This is a genomic window from Acidovorax sp. LjRoot117 (assembly GCF_964252695.1).
Classification (GTDB): Bacteria; Pseudomonadota; Gammaproteobacteria; order Burkholderiales; family Burkholderiaceae_C; genus Acidovorax.
Window position 1 is genome coordinate 242,907 of sequence record NZ_CAXUPO020000005.1, and the last position, 18,688, is coordinate 261,594.

The window sequence follows — 18,688 nt, forward strand, 5'->3', positions numbered from 1 at the left end:
CGGTTTGACCGTGACTTCACACCACGCCTTGCATCGTGTTGGGCAGCACGCCGCAAATTCCTCTAAGCACTTTCAAAGCTGTGCGGCGGGGAAATCGCTGAGCAACACGGAAGACTAAGTGTCGCATCCCGGATGATTGCATAGATCCAAAACGCTACCCACTCTTCATGGCCCGCTCGGTTTTGCGAGTGTTGATAGAGTCCTTGCCATCCACCCGGGGAGCGAAGCCATGTTGATAGCCCTGCACAAGAACGCCCGCACCACGCCTGCCGTGCGCGCCCAGATCGCGGGCAGCCATGAGACGGCCAGCGTCCTGGCCCAGCGCTTTGGCATTACCGGGCAGACGGTCTACAAGTGGAAGAAGCGCGAGGTCTTCGGGGACGGTTCGCACACGGCCCATCATCTGCAGACGGTGCTCACGCCCGCGCAAGAGACCGTGGTGGTTCACTTGCGACATACCCTGCTGCTGCCCCTGGATGACCTGCTGGCGGTCACGCGAGAGTTCTTGAGCCCCGATGTCTCACGCTCAGGTTTGGACAGGTGCCTGCGCCGCCATGGAGCGGGCAACCTCAACGCCCTCAAGCCCCACCAGCCTGCGGTAGCCCACAAGGCCTTCAAGAGCTACGAGCCAGGCTACGTGCACATGGACGTGAAGTACCTGCCCCAGATGCAGGACGAGAGCAGCCGGCGCTACCTGTTCGTGGCCATCGACCGGGCCACGCGGTGGGTGTTCGTGCAGTTCAAGACCCACAAGACAGCGGCCAGTCCCAAGGCCTTTCTGAATGCATTGCACTAGGCCTGTCCGATCAAGATCAACAAGCTGCTGACCGACAACGGCAAGGAGTTCACGGACCGCCTGTTCGCCAGCAAGGAGCGCGAACCAAGTGGCCATCACGAGTTCGACCAGTTATGTCAGGAGCAGGACATCGAGCACCGGCTGACAGGGCCAAGACGCCCAGAACCAATGGCATGGGGGAGCGCTTCAATGGCCGCATCGCAGACGTGCTCAAGACCCACCGCTTCAACAGTCGCGAGGACATGCAGCAGACCTTGCACCGCTATGTGGCGCTGTACAACCACCAATTGCCGCAGTCATCGCTGGGCAGCAAGACGCCCATGCAGGCCATGAAAGAGTGGTACCAGGAGCGCCCGGATCTGTTTCACAAGCGGCCATATGATCGTCCGGGATGCGACCGTTAGTAATGCTGGTTTCCGCTGCCATATTTGGCGGTTCTGGCAGCACCTACAAGAATCATTGGGTAGTATTGAACGGCCCTATCACGGTGAATGGAAGACCCATCAGCGGCTACTCGGCCAATCAGAAACCGGACCTTGCCACTGCCTCCGTCCAGGCTCGGATATTTACGTGGGGAGACGAAGCCAAGGGGTTGGCAAGCACTACTGCCTTGCCACACCTGTCACACTTTCTCAAGTGCTTTCACGGCGGCATCGCTTTCTCTTCCATCCCTTAGTACATCCAGCGATCTTCCAATGTTCTCGCCCCACTTGATATCGAACCGTTTTCCTTGGCGCGCGGCCTGGATTCGCACTGGCACCTCCATCGTGGCGACGCTGCTGGCCACCACAAGCCTGGTGCTGCACGCTGCTGGCGCACCGTCAATTCCCACCCCAACTTCCGATACCGCTCCATCTTCGGGGAGCCGCATGCTGAACACACGCTCTCAGCCTGTGCCACTTCAGTCATTGGGCATGCTCGGCACTACCAGCGAAAGCGTACAGGCCGATTTTTCGCCCACCGGTGAAAGGTTTGCGCGCAGAAATGACAAAGAAATTGAGCTGTGGCAAACCTCGCCGCTCAAACGGCTCGTCCGCGTCGGAGCGAGCAACTGGACCGCCATCCATCAGATGCTGTTCAGCGCCAACGGTCAGCTGCACTACATTGACTACGACAGGCATCACTGGATCACGCCGGATCTGCAGCAAGGAACGGGTATCAAGATGAGCCTCTTGAGTGCAGATGGTCGGCACGCGCTGCGCATAGCACCGCAGGATGGTGAAGATGGTTTCGAGCCTATCTACTACGGTGCGACCAGCGATGTGTACGACCTGCAGGAAAAACGCAGCGTGTGCCAATTCCCGCACATTGATTTGTTGTCGGGCCCTGTTTTTGCCAACGGCTGGTTCGCGGTCCAACTGGCCTCTGTCGGGCCAAGGTCACCGCAACCACTGGCTGTGTGTGAGTTGGCCACGGGACGTGCAGTGCTCATGCCTTTTGGCGGGGCCAGCCGCTTGTACCCAACCTTGGATCCACAAGGTCGCTGGCTGATGGTCCACGCCAGCGGTACGCGCTTCCTGGGCTTGTCCAACTGGTCGGAACGCAAAGTCTTCGCCCTGCCTCTGGCACAGCACGCGTTCTCGCACAACCCTGACAACCAGCCCTACGCTTGTGTCCATTTGCCGTGTGGAAATCCCGACCCCTCGCCGATGGCAAACCAGCTACCCCAGTTCGCCCCATTCATGTCGCCCGATGGCTCCTGGCTCGTATTTCGCGGCAGCGAATCGCTGCAGATCTTCAGGAACCCCCATATGGCGCAAGTGGCCAAGCTGCCACATGCGGCCTTCAAAGACCCGTCCGCTGACGCAAAGACCGGGCACTACCGCATTGTGTTTTCAGCCAACAGCCGGTTCATGGGCCTACAGGTGAACAACCACCTGTACCGCCTCGATCTGCAGGGTCAACCGTTGCAACTGCAAGAAATGGCGCCCCCGGTGGCCGACTTCAATCTGCAGGCCATCTCCAGCGACGGCCTGCATTGGCTGGTTCAGCACAAGACAGGGCCCCAGCAAACTTTTCAAGGCGCTCTGTGGCGTGGCAGTCCTTGACCAGATTGCGAACACGAAACGCCTCTGACATGAGGTTGGAACAGGCCGACACGCGGCATTGACGCGGTCGGCCAACCCTCAGACTGCCGTCACTTCCCACCGCGCGCCGCAGCCACCGCGCCCTGCACTTCCTTCCACAGGTCTTCGCCGACATTGGCTGCAATGCTGGCGTTCACCGCGCCCAGCTTCTCGCGCATGCGGCTGGCTTCGGCGGATGACAGTTCGTTGACCTGCATGCCCTTGGCCTTGAGGTCGGCCAGCGCCTTGGCGGCTTCGTCGCGCGTGTCCTGGCGCTCGAAGTCGCGGCTCTTCCTGGCGGCGTCCAGCAGCACCTTTTGCTCGGCCTTGGAGAGGCCATCCCAGTACTTCTTGCTGACCAGCACGATCCAGGGGCTGTAGACGTGGTTGGTCACCGTGAGGTACTTCTGCACCTCGTAGAACTTGCTCGACAGGATGGTGTTGTACGGGTTCTCCTGGCCGTCGACCGTGTTGGTTTCCAGGGCGGTGAAGAGCTCCGAGAACGGCAGCGGCACGGCGTTGGCGCCGAGGGTCTTGAAGCTGTCGAGGAAGACGTTGTTCTGCATCACGCGCAGCTTGATGCCGTTCATGTCCTCCAGCTTGGCCACGGGGCGCTTGCTGTTGGTCAGGTTGCGAAAGCCGTTCTCCCAGTACACCAGGCCCACCAGGCCTTTTTCCTGCAGCTTGTCCATCACCTTCTGGCCCACGGGGCCGTCGAGCACCACGTCGGCTTCCTTGGCGTTGTTGAACAGGAAGGGCGTGTCCCAGATGGCCATTTCCTTGGTGATACCCACCAAGGTGGCGGTGGAGCCCACCATCATCTCCTGCGCGCCGCCGACCAGCGCCTGCTGCATCTGCAGGTCCGAGCCCAGTGCGGCAGCACCGATGGCGCGCACCTTCATCTTGCCGCCCGACGCCTTTTCGACCTCCTGCGCAAACAGCTTGGTGGCGCGGCCCTGGTTGGACACTTCGTTGAGGCCGTAGCCGAAGCGGATGATGCGCGGCTTGAAGTCCTGGGCGGCGGCCTGGAACGAGGCGGCAAAGGCAGCCACCGATAGGGCGGCCAGCAAGGTACTGCGGAAAGTCTTCATGGTTGTCTCCATTGGCAAAGAATTGAAAGGCACGAGAAAGAAAGCACCGCGGACATCACCGCATCCACGTGACGGGCAAGGTCACGATCTGGGGGAAAGCCACCAGCAGCGCGAGGATGAACACGTAGGTGATGAGAAAGGGGTTGACGCCCTTGATGACGCTGTGCATCGAGATGCGGCCCACGCCGGCCACCACGTTGAGCACGGTGCCCACGGGCGGGGTGATGAGGCCGATGGCACCGTTGAGTACGAACATCAGGCCGAAGTAGACCGGGTCGATCCCCGCCTTCACGGCAATCGGCAGCATCACGGGCGCGAAGATCAGGATGGTGGGCGTGAGGTCGAGCGCCGTACCGATGAGCACCAGCACGATCATCATCACCGCCATCAGGACGCGGGGGTTCTCCACCAGCGGGCCGAGCCAGCCGGTCAGCACGGTGGGCAGGTCGGCCAGCGTGATCATGTAGCTGGCCACCTGGGCGCCAGCGCACAGGAACATCACGATGGCGGTGGTCTTGGCGGCGCGCACCAGCACGCCGTAGATCTCGGGCACCTTCATCTCGCGGTGCACGAACAGCGCGACCACCAGGGCATAGAAGGCTGCGACGACCGCCGCCTCGGTGGGCGTGAACACGCCGGACTTCATGCCGCCGATGATGATCAACGGCATCAGCATGGCCCAGAAGGCCTTGAGCGTGGCGCGCAGGCGCTCGCGCAGGGGCAAGGCAGGCCGGCTGTCGGGCAGGTCGATGCCGCGCAGCACCCAGCGCCACGCGAAGATCAGGCCCACGCCCATCATCAACCCGGGCACGATGCCCGAGACGAACAGCGCCGAGATCGATGTGTTGGTCGTCACGCCGTAGATCACGAAGGGCATGGACGGCGGAATGATGGGGGCGATGATCCCGCCCGAGGCGATCAGCCCGGCCGATGTGTTCATCGGGTAGCCCTGCTGGCGCATCATGGGCAGCAGGATGGTGGCCAGCGCCGCCGTGTCGGCCAGGGCCGATCCGCTCATGCTGGCCATGAGGACCGCCGCGCCGATGGCCACGTAGCCCAGCCCGCCGCGGATGTGGCCCACCCAGGCCTGCGCCATGTCGATGATGCGCCGGCTGATGCCGCCGGAATTCATGAGCTCGCCGGCCAGGATGAAGAAGGGCACGGCGAGCAGCGGGAAGCTGTCGACCCCGGCCACGAGGTTCTGGGCCAGCAGCTGGGTGTCGAAGAAGTCGAGCACCCAGGCCATGCCGGCGCCGGTGAGCACCAGGGCCAGGCCCATGTTCATGCCGGTGCCCATGAACACCAGCATGCCCAGCGAAAAGACGATGAAAGCCTGAGCTTCGGGACCCATGTGCATCACTCCACTTCTGCGCCGTGACCCAGGTCCAGCGGCTTGCGTTGAATCAGTTCGATGAAGGCCATCACACCGATGGCCATCGCACACAGGAAGGCAGGCAGCGGCAGCAGCGCGGCCGAATAGCCCAGCACCACCGAGTGGCTGCCCAGACCCACCACCACCTGCTGCCATGCACCCCAGGCCAGCATGGCGCAGGCGGCGATCACCAGCAGCCGGATCAGCGCGCTGAGCGTTGCAAAAGCCAGCGGCCGGCGGGCCAGCAAGCCGGCCAGGCTGGTAAAGGCCATGTGTTCACCCGCGGGGTAGGCGGCCGCCGCGCCGATGAACACCATCCACACGAACAGCAGGCGCGACAGCTCTTCGCTGGCCACCACGCCGCTGCCAAAGCCGTAGCGCAGCACCACGTTGACGAAGACCGCCACGGCCATCACGCCCAGGCAGGCGGCCATCAGGGCCTCGGCCGTCCGGGTGAAGCGGCCCGCCGGCCGGGGGGTGGGGGAATCGGGCGGGAGGGGTGTGTTGCTCATGCTGCCTCCGTGGCGGCAATCCAGGCGGACGCCTGTTGTTGAAGGGTTGCCAGGTCCACCGTGGCATCGAGCCGCAGCACGCCGGCCTCACCGACGGGCGACTCCAGCGTGGCGAACTGGCTGTCGACCAGGGCGGTGGAAAAGAAGTGGGTCCCCGCCCGCGCCGCCACGCGCTGGCCGGCACTGGCGCGGTCGATCTCCAGGAACACGAAGCGCAGCCCGGGGCAGGCATTGCGCAGGCGGTCGCGGTACGCCTTCTTGAGCGCCGAGCAGGTCAGCACCACGCCCTGCGGGTGCGCCTGCAGCAGTTGGCCCAGCGTGGCGAGCCACCCTTCGCGGTCGGCGTCGGTGAGCGCGATGCCCTGGCGCATCTTTTCCCGGCTGGCAGGGCTGTGGTGGTCGTCCCCTTCGATCAGGGGCAGGCGCTCGGCCTGGGCCAGGGCGGAACCCAGGCTGGACTTGCCGCAACCTGCCACACCCATGACCACCAGAAACACCGATGACGGTACAAAATTCATATTGGTAGCGCTATCCAACAAACTTTTGAAAAAGCATCCTTGCCGGATGCTCAAAATACAGAGGAAATTTCCGCCTCTTCGGATAAAAATCAGGCATTCGCCTTGTCCAAGCCAATGGACAGCGCTATCCTAACCAGATCCCAGCCCATACCCATCCGGGTTAACCCTTTGAACAAACCAGAGTCCCGCCGCCGCTCCAGCGGCCGCATCACGCTCAGCGACGTGGCCAAAACCGCCGGGGTGAGCCCCATCACCGCGTCGCGCGCACTGCGCGGCGAGCGGGGTGTGGCCCAGGAGCTGGTGCAGCGTGTGAAGGATGCCGCGCAGCAAATGGGCTACGTGCCCGACCCCGCAGCCCGCGCACTCGCCTCGCAACGCAGCGTGCAGGTGCCGGTGCTGGTGCCGCTGCTGTCCAACGCACTGTTCGTCGACGTGCTGGACGCCGTGCACCGCACCCTCTTCCCGCACGGCTACCAGGCGCTGATCGGCGTGACGCACTACGACCCGCAGGAAGAAGAGCAGTTGCTGCGCACCTACCTGGCCCACCGCCCGGCGGGCCTGCTGGTGACGGGCTTTGACCGCACCGAGGCATCGCGCCAGATGATCGCCACCAGCGGCGTGCCCTGCGTGCACCTGATGGAGATGACGTCGGCGCACGGCGTGTACTGCGTGGGCTTTTCGCAGCAGGATGCAGGCCACGCCATGACGGCGCATTTGCTCGCGCAGGGCCGCAAGCACGTCGCGTTCGTCGCGGCGCAGCTGGACCCGCGCACCCTGCAGCGCGCCGAAGGCTACCGCCGCTGCCTGCGCGAGGCGGGCCTCTACGACCCGCGGCTGGAGCTGCTCAGCGCCCAGCCGTCCTCCATCCGCCTGGGCGCCGAGCTGCTGGAAGAAGTGCTGCGCACCCGCCCCGGCGTGGATGCCGTCTTCTTCTGCAACGACGATCTGGCGCAAGGCGGCGTGCTGGCGGCGCACCGGCTGGGGCTGTCCGTTCCGGGCCAGGTGGCGATTGCAGGGTTCAACGACCTGGCGGGCAGCGACCAGATGCTGCCGCCGCTGACCACCGTGCGCACACCGCGTTCGGCGATTGGCGAGGCCAGTGCGCAGATGCTGCTGGCGCTGATGCGGGGCGAATTGCCGGATCAGAACTCGGTGGACCTGGGCTTCGAGCTGACGGTGCGCGGGAGCACGTAGCCCCAGGCACGGCCGCTTCGCGGCGTCCTCCGGGGGAGGCTACCGGTGGCACGGGCAGCCGCATTCCGGGCATTGCTGGTCGTGGCAGCGCCCATTGCGAACGCGCTGCAGCCTGGGCAAGCTGGGGCAGGCTGTGCCGGCGAGCTTGGGGCCTTACACCGGGGCCAGCTCGCGGCTCGAAGACGACGCCCCCTTGCCCTTCATCTCCTTGCGCAACGCCACCGCATCCCGCGCCTGGTTTGGCGCCGACGCGTCGATCCGGAACACCTGCACCGTCTCGGTCATGGTCTGGGCCTGGCCGTTGAGCTGCATGGCCGAGGCGGTGTTCTCCTCCACCAGCGCGGCGTTCTGCTGCGTGATGGTGTCAAGTTGCGCGACGGCCGAGTTGACCTGCGAGATGCCGCTGAGCTGCTCGTTGGAGGCGCTGTGGATCTCGCCGATCAGCGTGTTCACGCGGCGCACCAGCTCCAGCGACTCGGTCATGGTCTTCTGGGCGGCGTCGGTCTTCGCGTGGCCTTCGCTCACCTTGTTGGCCGAGTCGTCGATGAGCTGGCGGATCTCCTTGGCGGCCGATTGCGTGCGGTGCGACAGGCTGCGCACCTCCGATGCCACCACCGCAAAGCCCCGGCCCTGCTCGCCCGCGCGTGCGGCCTCAACCGCCGCATTCAGCGCCAGGATGTTGGTCTGGAACGCGATGGAGTCGATGAGCTGCGTGATCTCGCTGATGCGGCCGGATGCGGCCTGGATCTGCTTCATGGTGCTGGCCACGCCATCGACCGCCTCGCTGCTGCGCTCGGCCACCTGGGTGGCCTGCGTGGCCAGCACGGTGGCCTGGCGCGCGGACTCGGCGGTCTGCTTGACGGTGCCGGTGATCTCTTCCATGGATGCCGCCGTCTGCTGCAGGTTGCTGGCCTGGGCCTCGGTGCGCGACGACAGGTCCTGGTTGCCCTGCGCGATCTCGCGCGTGGAGACCTGCATGTGCTCGCTTTCCTGCCGGGCGTCGCGCACGATGGACAGCAGGTTCACGTTGAGCTGCGCCAGCGCCTTTTGCAGGTCGCCCACGGTGTCGCTGCGCGACGCGGTGATCTTTTGCGTGAGGTCGCCGGCGGCCATGCGGTTGGCCCAGCGCAGCATCTGCGCCAGCGGAGCGACGGTGGCCTTGTGCAGGTACGACGCCATGCCCAGCGCCAGCAGCACCACCGCCACCCAGGCCACGCCGGATGCGACCGTCATCTGGTGCCCGCCCAGCCAGGCGGCGCCGAAGGAGACGATCACCAGCAGCAAGGTGCACAGCATCATCTTGCCCATGGGCCCCAGGCGCACCGCGTTGGCCAGACGCCCCCACGAGGTGTTCTTCACCACCTGGCCGGCGCGCAGCACGTGCACCTGCGCGCCCGCCTGTTTCTCGGCCTGCATCTGTCGGTATAGCTGGTCGGACGCGTTGATCTGCTCGCGCGTGGCCTCGGTGCGCACCGACATGTAGCCGGTGGGCTGGTCGCCCTGCATCAGCGGTGTGACGTTGGCCATGACCCAGTAGAAGGAGCCGTCCTTGCGGCGGTTCTTGACCGCTGCCGACCAGGGCGCCCCGCTGGCGATGGTCTCCCACATGTCGCGGAAGGCCTCCTCGGGCATGTCCGGGTGCCGGATCATGTTGTGGGGCTGGCCCAGAAGCTCTTCCTTTTCGTACCCGCTGACCTCGATGAACATCGGGTTGCAGTAGAGGATGCGGCCCTTGAGGTCGGTGGTCGAGACCAGGGTCTCACCCTTGGGGAAGGCATATTCTTGCGTGCTGACCGGGAGATTGACGCGCATGGAAAACCCTTTCGTGGAGATGCCTCGCACCCCAGCGGGAGAACTCGGCTGTTCTGAAAGCCGATCACATGCTAAGACCCGAATCGGTTTTTTTGAAACAACTAAATGTCCACCGGGCAGATTCTCCATCGTGGTGCAGTGCACCAACTCCAGGCCCAGTTGCCGCGCGGCGCTGCACCATAACGGAGAACTCTGCGGACACGATATTCAAATTAATAGCAGCAACCCCTTATGGAGCAAGCGTCAGGCGGCCAAAAGGCTTGAGATGGTGCAGCACCAACCGCTGGCATAGCCATTGCTTCGTGGAGGCTGCAGCCAAAGCTGGCTGCATGGCAGCCCGGTGCAACGGCGGATTGGGCGAACAGGACGTCGGCGTCTTCACGGAATGCGTACAGGCTCTGCAGTAGCAGCAGCCTGCGCGGTCCGTGCAGGCGCCTTTTTGTTTTTCTGGCCCGGTTGCAGATGGAGCCCCCTTCCGCCATCGCAGCCTTCCAGCGCTACGCACACGACAGCCATGCTTCAATTTCGAGAGTTCCTCAAATCCGGCCACGCCCCCACGCTGTGGTCGTCGTTCCTGTACTTCGGGTTTTCGTGCGCCATCTGGGTGATCAACGGCGCGATGGCGCCCTTCATCCGCGAAAGCTTCAACCTCACGCCCACGCAGATGGGCATGATGCTGTCGATCCCCATCTTCGCGGGCGCGCTGATGCGCTTTCCGCTGGGCATCCTCGCGCAGTACATCGGCCGCAAGCGCGCCACGCTGGTCGAGATGGCGGGCATCTTCTTCGCCATGGGCTATGGCTTCCTGTTCGTGCACACCTACAACGACCTGCTGGCCATGGGCGTGCTGCTGGGCGTGGCGGGCGCGAGCTTCGGCGTGGCGCTGTCGTTGGGTTCGGGCTCCTTCCCCCCGCGCTACAAGGGCCTGGCCATGGGCATCGTGGGCGCGGGCAACGTGGGCACGGCAGTGGCAGCCCTGCTCGCACCCGCACTGGCGCAGAAGTTCGGCTGGCAGGCGGTGTACGGCTTTGCGGCGGTGAGCGTGGCCATCCCTGCGCTGGTGATGGCGGTGTACGCCAAGGAGCCGCCAGACCTGGCGCCCCATTCGAGCTTTCGCGACCACATCGCCTGCCTGTTCGAGAAGGACGGCTGGGCCTTCAGCTTGATCTACGCCGTGACGTTTGGCGGCTTCATCGGCCTGACCACGTTTTTGCCCAGCTACTTCAACGACCAGTTCGGCGTGAGCAAGGTGCAGGCGGGGCAACTGACGATGATGGCGGCCTTTCTGGGCGCGGCGCTGCGCATCTTCGGCGGCTGGCTGTCGGACCACTGGGGCGGCGTCAACACGCTGACTGGCGTGCTGGCCATCACCGCAGTGAGCATGGTTCTGTGCGGCCTGGCGGAGAACTCGCTGCCCGTCACCATGCTGCTGTTCCTGCTGTGCTTTGCCGCGCTGGGCGCAGGCAACGGCGCACTGTTCCAGCTGGTGCCCCTGCGCTGGCCGCTGACAACGGCGGTGGCCGGATCGATGATCGGCGAGATCGGCGCACTGGGCGGCGGCCTGATCCCCAATGGGATGGGCATCTCGCGCCAGTACACGGGCACGTACCTGTGGGGCTTCGTCGGGATCGCCGTGTGTGCGCTGGCCATGCTGGTGCTGCTGCGGGTGATGCAGCAGCGCTGGACGCGGACCTGGGCAGAAAAGGGCGGCCGTGCGCGTAGCGCATGACGTGCGACAGCACGTAAGCGTGCAACGCTTGCCGACCTTTCGGTAAAAGGGCGTTCATACAAAGGTTTGAGGGGCCCCGACCCTCCACGTCCGCACGCTTCATATAGCGCCCTGAAAACCCCCTCTCCCCTCGCGGGAGAGGGTTGGGGAGAGGGGGCAGAACAGGCAGTGCGCCCAGTTGTACAAACCCCTCTCCCCCGCCCTCTCCCACAAGGGGAGAGGGAGTCAATACCGCGCCGCGCTGGGTGGTGAAGCTCTGGCGCCAAATCAAGGCGCAGAAAAGCGCTGCACTTCAAACAAAAACCGCCGCTACCGCTTTGTGGAAAATCGCTAACAGCTATTTTTTTGATAGCAAAACAATCCCCACCCTATCTCGGCAAGAACACCAGCCAATACACCAGCAACACATTCACCAGCACGCTCACCACCAGCGCGATCTTCCACAGCGCCATGGCGTCGCGCTGCATCAAAGGCTGGTGCCCGGCAGGCGCCAGCGGGCGCGAGGCACCGCGCTCCAGCGCCAGCAGAAGTTCCTCGGCCGTCTCGAATCGCTGCGCACGCTGCCGTGCCACGGCCTTCAACGCAATGTGATCGAGCCAGATCGGCACGCCCGGGTGGTGGCGGCTGGGAGCCACGGGGTCACGGTGGTAGCGGCCCAGCTGGTACGGCACGACGTCGCCATACGGCAGACGGCCCTGGCTGAGCAGTTGGTACAGCGTCACCCCCAGGGCAAACAGGTCGCTGCCGGCATCGGGCAGTTGCCCCTCGGTGTCTGCGCTGCGCTCGTAACCCGGCCACTGCTCGGGGTTCATGTAGGTAGGGGTGCCCGCGTGCAGGCGGCGCGTGGCGGCGGGTTCGCGGCCGGACAGGGCGACGCCCAGGTCCAGCACGCGCAGCACGCCGTCGTCGCCCAGGTGCAGGTTGTCGGGCTTGATGTCCCGGTGCACCACGCCCTGGCGGTGCAGCCAGCCCAGCACCCGCGCGGCCTGCACGGTGACCGCCAGGGTCTGGGCCACGCTCAGGTGCTCGCGGCGGCGCAGGCGCTGGCCCAGCGTGGCGCCCGCATGCCAGTCGTACAGCAGGTAGAAGGCGCTGGGACCGGGGAGCGCGGCCTCGTCCGCGATGGCGCTGGCACTGGTTTCCGCACCGTGGGGCGGCCAGTCGTTCAGCCGCGCCAGATGCGTGGCCGCCTGGCCGGACTGCATGCGCCGCGCCACCCAGGCTTCGTGGGCCAGCGTGGCGCGTTCTTCGGCGTCATGGGCGCGCGACGGCAGCAGGGTCTTGAGGGCGTACAGCCGCTGCGTGGCGCCCTCGCGCCCGGCATCGCGCACCTGGTAGATGCGGTGGATGCCGCTGTCGGCCACCAGCGCCGTCACCGTGAGGCCGTCGACCCGGTCGCCCACCTTGAGCAGCGGCAGCACGGGCAGGTCCTGGGCGCGGCGGGACTCGTCCTGCAGCGTGGCCTCCTGCACGCCCTGCACGCGCACCACCAGCGCGGTGACGTTGTCGTTGCTGCCGCGGCGCAGTGCGGCTTCGGTCAGCGCATCGCTCAAGGCCTGCGCGGCGCAGCCCTCGCGCAGCAGGTGGCGCAGCTCGCGCTCGGGCACGCGGCCATGCACGCCGTCGGACAGCAGCACGAACAGGTCGCCGCTGTGCAGCTCGCCCTGGCTGTAGTCGACCACCACGTGGTCGTCCAGCCCCATGGCGCGGGTGATCTGGTGCGCGAAGTCGCGCTGCGCCATCACGTGGTCGGTGGTCAGCAACTGCAGGCGGCCGCGGCGCAGCAGATAAGCCCGCGTGTCGCCCACGTGGGCCAGCGTGTACGACTGCCCCCGCAGCACCAGGGCTGTGAGGGTGGTCAGCCCCGCCGCGGGCTGGCGGCGCCGGTTCATGGACGCCAGCCAGCCGTTGTGCGCACTCAAGATGCGGTCCAGCGCCACCGTGGTGTCCCAGGTGTCGGGCGTGGCGAAGTAGTCGTTCACCAGCGTGTTCACGGTGGTCTGCGCGGCCTCGCGGCCATTGCCGCCGGTGCTCACGCCATCAGCAATGGCGGCAATGGCGCCCCGCTCGCGGTCGCGCCCTTGGCCTTCCACCAGCGCGGCAAAGTCCTCGTTCAGCGGCTTGCGCCCTGCCTCGGAGGTGTAGCCAAAGTCCAGTTCAAAACTCATGCACCAGCTCCATGCAGGTTTCATGCCCAAGGTGGTGCATGCCGCGCCAGGCCAGGGCGCCCGCACCCAGCGCCTGCGCAGCCCTGGGGCCGATGCGCACCACCACCCAACCGCCCCGCCGTGTGCCGCCCCACATCAGTGCGCAGCGACTGGCACAGGCATTGCTTTACATCACCAACGACCCTTCGGGGTCTCGCGGCTCCCCCTTGCAATGGCGCACGGAAGAGCTGCCCGGACAAAGGCGTCCCCACATGCCGTTTCGAGATGGATCGAGGCAGCATCGTGAGGGACGCCTTTTTTGTTTTTCGCACTGGCCCCGCAGTGGCGCAGAAGGAGTCATGAATGAAAAAGCTCAAACTGGTGATGGTAGGCAACGGCATGGCCGGCGTGCGCACCCTGGAAGAGCTGCTCAAGATTGCCCCCGACCTGTACGACATCACGGTCTTCGGCGCCGAGCCCCACCCCAACTACAACCGCATCATGCTGTCGCCCGTGCTGGCGGGCGAGCAGACCCTCGACGAGATCATCCTGAACGATTGGGCCTGGTACACCGATCACCACATCGCGCTGCACACCGGCTTCACGGTGAACGAGGTGGACCGCGTGCGCCGCGTGGTCAGCGCCAGCAACAGCGCGGGCGATCTGGTCACGGCCGAGTACGACCGGCTGATCCTCGCCACCGGCTCCAACCCCTTCATCCTGCCCGTGCCCGGCAAGGACCTGGCCGGTGTGCTCGCCTACCGCGACATTGCAGACACGCAGGCCATGATCGACGCTGCCGCCACCTACCAGCACGCCGTGGTCATCGGCGGCGGCCTGCTGGGCCTGGAGGCCGCCAACGGCCTCATGAAGCGCGGCATGACGGTGAGCGTGGTGCACGTGGGCAACACGCTCATGGAACGCCAGCTCGACGACGTGGCCGGCCGCATGCTGCAGCAGACGCTGCAGGAGCGCGGCATGAATTTCCTCCTCAACGCCCAGACGCAAGAGCTGGTGGGCGGCGCCGACGGCCGCGTCACCGCCGTGAAGTTCAAGGACGGCCGCACGGTGCCCGCCGACCTCGTGGTGATGACCGTGGGCGTGCGCCCCAACACCGCGCTGGCCGAAAAGATGCGCCTGCACGTGAACCGCGGCATCGTGGTCAGCGACACCCTGCAGACCATCACCGACGCCCGCATCTACGCCGTGGGCGAATGCGCCGCGCACCGGGGCGTCGCGTACGGCCTGGTGGCGCCGCTGTTCGAGCAGGGCAAGGTGCTGGCCAACCACCTGGCAGAGATGGGCATCGACCGCTACCAGGGCTCGCAGACCTCCACCAAGCTCAAGGTGACGGGCATCGACCTGTTCTCGGCGGGGGACTTCCAGGGTGACGAACACACCGAGGAGATCGTGATGAGCGACCCCATGACCGGCATGTACAAGAAGCTCGTCATCAAGGACAACAAGCTGGTGGGCGCCTGCCTGTACGGCGACACGGTGGACGGCAGCTGGTACTTCGAGCTGCTGCGCGAGGGCCGCGCGGTGGAAGAGATCCGCGACCAGCTGATGTTCGGCCCGTCGAGCGCGGACTGACCGCCTCCATCCACAACCCACTTGCGCAACGCTACCCCAAGGCCACCACGATGAAGACTGCCGCCGCCCGCCTGCCCGCCGCCCTGCACCGCAGAACCCTGCTGACCACCGCAGGCGCCGGTGCCGTGGCCTGCGCCCTGGCCTGGGTGCCGGGGCCAGCACACGCACAGGTCGCCAACCTCAACGACGCCATCAACAAGGCCGGCCGCCAGCGCATGCTCAGCCAGCGCATGGGCAAGGCCTGGCTGGCCCTGGCGCACAAGGTGCAGGAGAACGCCGCACGCCAGGTGCTGGAGCAGTCCGTGGCGCTGTTCGAGCGCCAACTGGCCGAACTCAAGGCCTACGCGCCCACCCCGGTGATCCGCGAGACCTACGGCCAGCTCGACACCGCCTGGGCCGCCCACAAGGCCACGCTGATGGCCGGCACGCCCGCACTGGCCGGCGCCGCCGCCATGCTGCAGGCCGACGCCAAGGTGCTGGCCCTGGCCCACCTGGGCACCGTGCAATACGAGGCCGCTTCGGGCAAACCCGTGGGCCACCTGGTCAACGTGGCGGGGCGCCAGCGCATGCTGAGCCAGCGCATGGCCAAGTTCTACCTGGCGGCGCTGCTGCCGGTGGACGCCGCAGCGGCTGCGTCCGAAATCGCCAAGGCGCGCACCGAGTTCGTGGCGGCCAACGAGGTACTGCGCAAGGCACCCGAGGCCAATGACCGCATCCGCCAGGAGCTGCAGCTGGCCGACGGGCAATGGGTGTTCTTCGACGCCGCCCTGCAGCGCATGCAGGCCGGCAACGCCACGGGCAACACGGCGAGGCTGGTGTCCGATGTGTTCGTCGCCAGCGAGAACCTGCTGTCCAGCATGGACAAGGTGACGGGCCTCTATGCGGCCCTGGCCAACTGACAGGCCGCCATCGCCCACCGCCCCACACCATCACCACAAGACCACGGCATGACAGAGACCCGATCCACCTGCCCCTATTGCGGCGTAGGCTGCGGCGTGATCATCGAGAGCGACGGCCCGCAGATCACCGGCGTGCGCGGCGACCCGCACCACCCCGCCAACTTCGGCCGCCTGTGCACCAAGGGCTCCACCCTGCACCTCACGGCCAGCAGCCCCGTCACCCTGCAGACGCGCCTGCTGCAACCGCAGCAGCGCCTGCAGCGCACCGATACGCCCCAGCCGCTATCCTGGGACGCGGCCCTGGGCCTGGCGGCCGGCCAATTCGCCGACATCATCCAGCAGCACGGCCCGGACGCGGTGGGCTTCTACGTCAGCGGCCAGTTGCTCACCGAGGACTACTACGTCTTCAACAAGCTGGCCAAGGGCCTGATCGGCACCAACAACATCGACACCAACTCGCGCCTGTGCATGAGCAGCGCCGTGGCGGGCTACAAGCAGACCCTGGGTGCCGATGCACCCCCCGCCTGCTACGACGACGTAAAGCACGCGCAGTGCCTCTTCATCGTGGGCAGCAACGCGGCCTGGGCGCACCCCATATTGTTCCGCCGCATCGAAGATGCGCGCGCCGCCAACCCGGGCATGAAGGTCATCGTGGCCGACCCGCGCCGCACCGACACCGCGGGCATGGCCGACCTGTTCCTGCCGCTGCAACCGGGAAGCGACGTGATGCTGTTCAACGGCATGCTGCACCTGATGCTGCGCGAGGGCTGGACCGATGCGAAGTACATCGCGGCGCACACCAACGGCTTTGCCGAACTGCAGGCGCTGGTGAGCGAAGCCACACCCGAGCGCGTGGCCGAGGTGTGCGGCATCTCGGTGGCCGACCTGACCACCGCCGCAAAGTGGTTTGCCACCTCGGCATCGACCCTGAGCCTGTACTGCCAGGGCCTGAACCAGAGCAGCAGCGGCACGGCCAAGAACGCCACGCTCATCAACCTGCACCTGGCCACCGCGCAGATCGGCAAGCCCGGCGCGGGCCCCTTCAGCCTGACCGGCCAGCCCAACGCCATGGGCGGGCGCGAGGTGGGAGGCCTGGCCAACCTGCTCAGCGCGCACCGCGACCTGGCCAACCCCCAGCACCGCGCCGAAGTCGCCGCGCTGTGGGGTGTGGCCGACGTGCCCGCCACACCGGGTAAGACAGCCGTGGAGATGTTCCAGGCCGCCGCCGACGGCGAGATCAAGGCGCTGTGGATCGCCTGCACCAACCCCGCGCAAAGCATGCCCGACCAGGCCACCGTGCGCCGCGCCCTGCAGCGCGCCGAGTTCGTGGTGGTGCAGGAAGCCTTTGCCACCGCCGCCACCTGCGCCTATGCCGACCTGCTGCTGCCCGCCACCACCTGGGGCGAGAAGACCGGCACGGTGACCAACAGCGAGCGCCGCATCTCGCGCGTGCGCAGCGCCGTGCCCGCACCGGGCGAGGCAAGGCACGACTGGGCGATAGCCGTGCAGTTCGCGCAGCAGCTCGAGGCGCGGCTGCGCCCCGGCGCGCCCACCCTCTTCCCGTACACCACCGCCATCGACCACGCCGATGCAGGCGCTGAAGCGGTGTGGAAGGAGCACCGCGAGAGCACGCGCGGACGTGACCTGGACATCACCGGCCTGTCGTGGAGCCTGCTCGAATCGCAAGGCCCGCAGCAGTGGCCACTGCCGGAGGGCACCACCACCGGCAAGGCCCGCCTGTACGAAGACGGCATCTATCCCACCGCCGACGGCCGGGCCCGCTTTGCAGCCCATGCCTGGCAACCCGTGGCCGAGCCGCGCGAGTCGCGCTACCCCTTCAGCCTGACCACCGGCCGCCTGCGCGACCAGTGGCACGGCATGACGCGCACCGGCACCCTCGGCCGCCTGTTCGGCCACGTGGCCGAGCCCAGCGTGCAGCTGCACCCGCAGGACATGGAGCGGCGCAGCCTCAAAAACGGCGACCTGGTCTACGTGACGAGCAAGCGCGGCACCATCGTCGTGCCTATACAGGGCGACGCCACCGTGGGCGTGTCGCAGGCCTTCATGGCCATGCACTGGGGCAGCGAGTTCTTGAGCGGCTGCTCGTCCACCGGTGAGCGGCTGGCCGGCGTCAATGCGCTGACCACGTCGGCCTACTGCCCCACGTCCAAGCAACCCGAGCTCAAGCACGCGGCCGTGAAGATCCTGAAGGCCGAGCTGCCCTGGACGCTGCTGGCCATGGCCTGGCTGCCCGCCGACACGGCGCAGGCCACGCGCGAGGCGCTGTCCGCGCTGATGGCGCAGTTTCCGTTTGCCAGCTGCGTGCCCTTCAGCAACAACACGCCGTTGAACGAACCGGGCCGCGAGCGCGTGGGCGTGCTGCTGCGCGCCGCCGCGCACGAAGCCCCGCCGGACGCGACCATCGAGCACATCGAATCGCTGATGGGCCTGGCCGGCACCGACACGCAGCGCTACGCCGACAAAAAGCGCGGCCAACGCCGCGCGGCGCGCCTGGTGCGCCGGCCTGATGCCATGACGCTCGAAGGTATCGTGCTGGCCGGCGACACCAGCGCCGAAGGCTGGCTCAAGACCCTGCTGCAGGAAGAACTCCCCGCCCAAAGCTACGGCCGCCTGCTGCTGGTCCCCGGCGCCAAGGCCCCGGTGGCGGTGCAGTCGCGCGGCAAGACGGTGTGCACCTGCTTCAACGTGGCGGACATCGCCATCACCACCGAACTGGCCCGCTGCCACGGCACCGACGCCGACCGCCTGGCCCAACTGCAGGGCACACTGCGCTGCGGCACCAATTGCGGCTCCTGTCTGCCCGAACTCAAACGCATGGTCCGCGCCACCGGCCCCCTGGCCCCGAAACCTCTGGCGCAGGCCACCATATAACCAAAAGTTGTCTGGGTTGCGTGAAAATAGCACCCCAGCCCCACTTCGAACACCCACAAGGACTTGT

11 protein-coding genes and 2 pseudogenes are annotated in these 18,688 nt (G+C 66.3%); 7 read left to right on the top strand and 6 right to left on the bottom strand.

Annotation, left to right across the window (positions count from 1 at the left end; all coding sequences use genetic code 11):
- Positions 1-229: 229 nt before the first annotated feature.
- Positions 230-1,200 (top strand): annotated as a pseudogene (locus ACSQ3D_RS16260) (IS481 family transposase).
- Between the two features lie 465 nt (positions 1,201-1,665).
- On the top strand, positions 1,666-2,844 hold the full coding sequence (locus ACSQ3D_RS16265; RefSeq protein ID WP_436127604.1) for a hypothetical protein: 1,179 nt from the start codon (positions 1,666-1,668) through the stop codon (positions 2,842-2,844).
- Positions 2,845-2,933: 89 nt separating this feature from the next.
- Here ACSQ3D_RS16265 and ACSQ3D_RS16270 read toward each other — a convergent pair whose 3' ends face one another.
- From ACSQ3D_RS16270 to ACSQ3D_RS16285, 4 genes are read right to left on the bottom strand one after another with little or no spacing between them, the layout of a single operon-like run.
- Positions 2,934-3,953 carry a TRAP transporter substrate-binding protein gene (locus tag ACSQ3D_RS16270; RefSeq protein WP_436127605.1) on the bottom strand — a complete coding sequence of 340 codons (1,020 nt, stop codon included), beginning with the start codon at positions 3,951-3,953 and terminating at the stop codon, positions 2,934-2,936.
- 55 nt (positions 3,954-4,008) lie between these two features.
- Positions 4,009-5,304 (bottom strand): TRAP transporter large permease, encoded by a 1,296-nt coding sequence (locus tag ACSQ3D_RS16275; RefSeq protein WP_436127606.1) that lies wholly within the window; start codon positions 5,302-5,304, stop codon positions 4,009-4,011.
- A 5-nt stretch (positions 5,305-5,309) separates the two neighbouring features.
- On the bottom strand, positions 5,310-5,837 hold the full coding sequence (locus ACSQ3D_RS16280) for a TRAP transporter small permease (protein WP_396504125.1): 528 nt from the start codon (positions 5,835-5,837) through the stop codon (positions 5,310-5,312).
- Positions 5,834-6,319, bottom strand: a complete 486-nt coding sequence (locus tag ACSQ3D_RS16285; protein WP_056416228.1) for a gluconokinase — start codon at positions 6,317-6,319, stop codon at positions 5,834-5,836. Before ACSQ3D_RS16285 ends, ACSQ3D_RS16280 begins: the two co-directional genes overlap by 4 nt.
- A gap of 204 nt (positions 6,320-6,523) precedes the next feature.
- On the opposite strand from ACSQ3D_RS16285, the gene ACSQ3D_RS16290 reads away from it, so the two are divergent.
- Positions 6,524-7,549, top strand: a complete 1,026-nt coding sequence (locus tag ACSQ3D_RS16290; protein WP_056414986.1) for a LacI family DNA-binding transcriptional regulator — start codon at positions 6,524-6,526, stop codon at positions 7,547-7,549.
- Positions 7,550-7,702: 153 nt separating this feature from the next.
- Here the strand turns inward: ACSQ3D_RS16290 and ACSQ3D_RS16295 are convergent, their stop codons facing one another.
- Positions 7,703-9,361 (bottom strand): methyl-accepting chemotaxis protein, encoded by a 1,659-nt coding sequence (locus ACSQ3D_RS16295; RefSeq protein WP_436127607.1) that lies wholly within the window; start codon positions 9,359-9,361, stop codon positions 7,703-7,705.
- Positions 9,362-9,875: 514 nt separating this feature from the next.
- On the opposite strand from ACSQ3D_RS16295, the gene ACSQ3D_RS16300 reads away from it, so the two are divergent.
- Positions 9,876-11,090, top strand: coding sequence for an MFS transporter (locus ACSQ3D_RS16300; RefSeq protein ID WP_056414980.1), 1,215 nt, complete (start codon positions 9,876-9,878; stop codon positions 11,088-11,090).
- A 368-nt stretch (positions 11,091-11,458) separates the two neighbouring features.
- Here ACSQ3D_RS16300 and ACSQ3D_RS16305 read toward each other — a convergent pair whose 3' ends face one another.
- On the bottom strand, positions 11,459-13,258 hold the full coding sequence (locus tag ACSQ3D_RS16305) for a protein kinase domain-containing protein (protein ID WP_436127608.1): 1,800 nt from the start codon (positions 13,256-13,258) through the stop codon (positions 11,459-11,461).
- 342 nt (positions 13,259-13,600) lie between these two features.
- On the opposite strand from ACSQ3D_RS16305, the pseudogene ACSQ3D_RS16310 reads away from it, so the two are divergent.
- The 3 genes and pseudogenes from ACSQ3D_RS16310 to ACSQ3D_RS16320 all read left to right on the top strand — a co-directional run.
- A pseudogene (locus ACSQ3D_RS16310) lies at positions 13,601-14,821 on the top strand (NAD(P)/FAD-dependent oxidoreductase); the annotation flags it as partial.
- A gap of 59 nt (positions 14,822-14,880) precedes the next feature.
- A complete protein-coding gene (locus tag ACSQ3D_RS16315) occupies positions 14,881-15,729 on the top strand; it encodes a type IV pili methyl-accepting chemotaxis transducer N-terminal domain-containing protein (protein ID WP_436127609.1) in 849 nt (282 codons plus the stop codon).
- Between the two features lie 48 nt (positions 15,730-15,777).
- Positions 15,778-18,621: a nitrate reductase gene (locus ACSQ3D_RS16320; RefSeq protein WP_436127610.1), complete on the top strand. Its 2,844-nt coding sequence runs from the start codon at positions 15,778-15,780 to the stop codon at positions 18,619-18,621.
- The last annotated feature ends 67 nt before the right edge of the window (positions 18,622-18,688 follow it).

Excerpts from the sequence above, each read along its gene's own strand:
- ACSQ3D_RS16265 (WP_436127604.1), top strand. The coding sequence starts at position 1,666 with ATGCTGAACACACGCTCTCAGCCTGTGCCACTTCAGTCATTGGGCATG.
- ACSQ3D_RS16270 (WP_436127605.1), bottom strand. The coding sequence starts at position 3,953 with ATGAAGACTTTCCGCAGTACCTTGCTGGCCGCCCTATCGGTGGCTGCC.
- ACSQ3D_RS16275 (WP_436127606.1), bottom strand. The coding sequence starts at position 5,304 with ATGGGTCCCGAAGCTCAGGCTTTCATCGTCTTTTCGCTGGGCATGCTG.
- ACSQ3D_RS16280 (WP_396504125.1), bottom strand. The coding sequence starts at position 5,837 with ATGAGCAACACACCCCTCCCGCCCGATTCCCCCACCCCCCGGCCGGCG.
- ACSQ3D_RS16285 (WP_056416228.1), bottom strand. The coding sequence starts at position 6,319 with ATGGGTGTGGCAGGTTGCGGCAAGTCCAGCCTGGGTTCCGCCCTGGCC.
- ACSQ3D_RS16295 (WP_436127607.1), bottom strand. The coding sequence starts at position 9,361 with ATGCGCGTCAATCTCCCGGTCAGCACGCAAGAATATGCCTTCCCCAAG.
- ACSQ3D_RS16300 (WP_056414980.1), top strand. The coding sequence starts at position 9,876 with ATGCTTCAATTTCGAGAGTTCCTCAAATCCGGCCACGCCCCCACGCTG.
- ACSQ3D_RS16305 (WP_436127608.1), bottom strand. The coding sequence starts at position 13,258 with ATGAGTTTTGAACTGGACTTTGGCTACACCTCCGAGGCAGGGCGCAAG.
- ACSQ3D_RS16315 (WP_436127609.1), top strand. The coding sequence starts at position 14,881 with ATGAAGACTGCCGCCGCCCGCCTGCCCGCCGCCCTGCACCGCAGAACC.
- ACSQ3D_RS16320 (WP_436127610.1), top strand. The coding sequence starts at position 15,778 with ATGACAGAGACCCGATCCACCTGCCCCTATTGCGGCGTAGGCTGCGGC.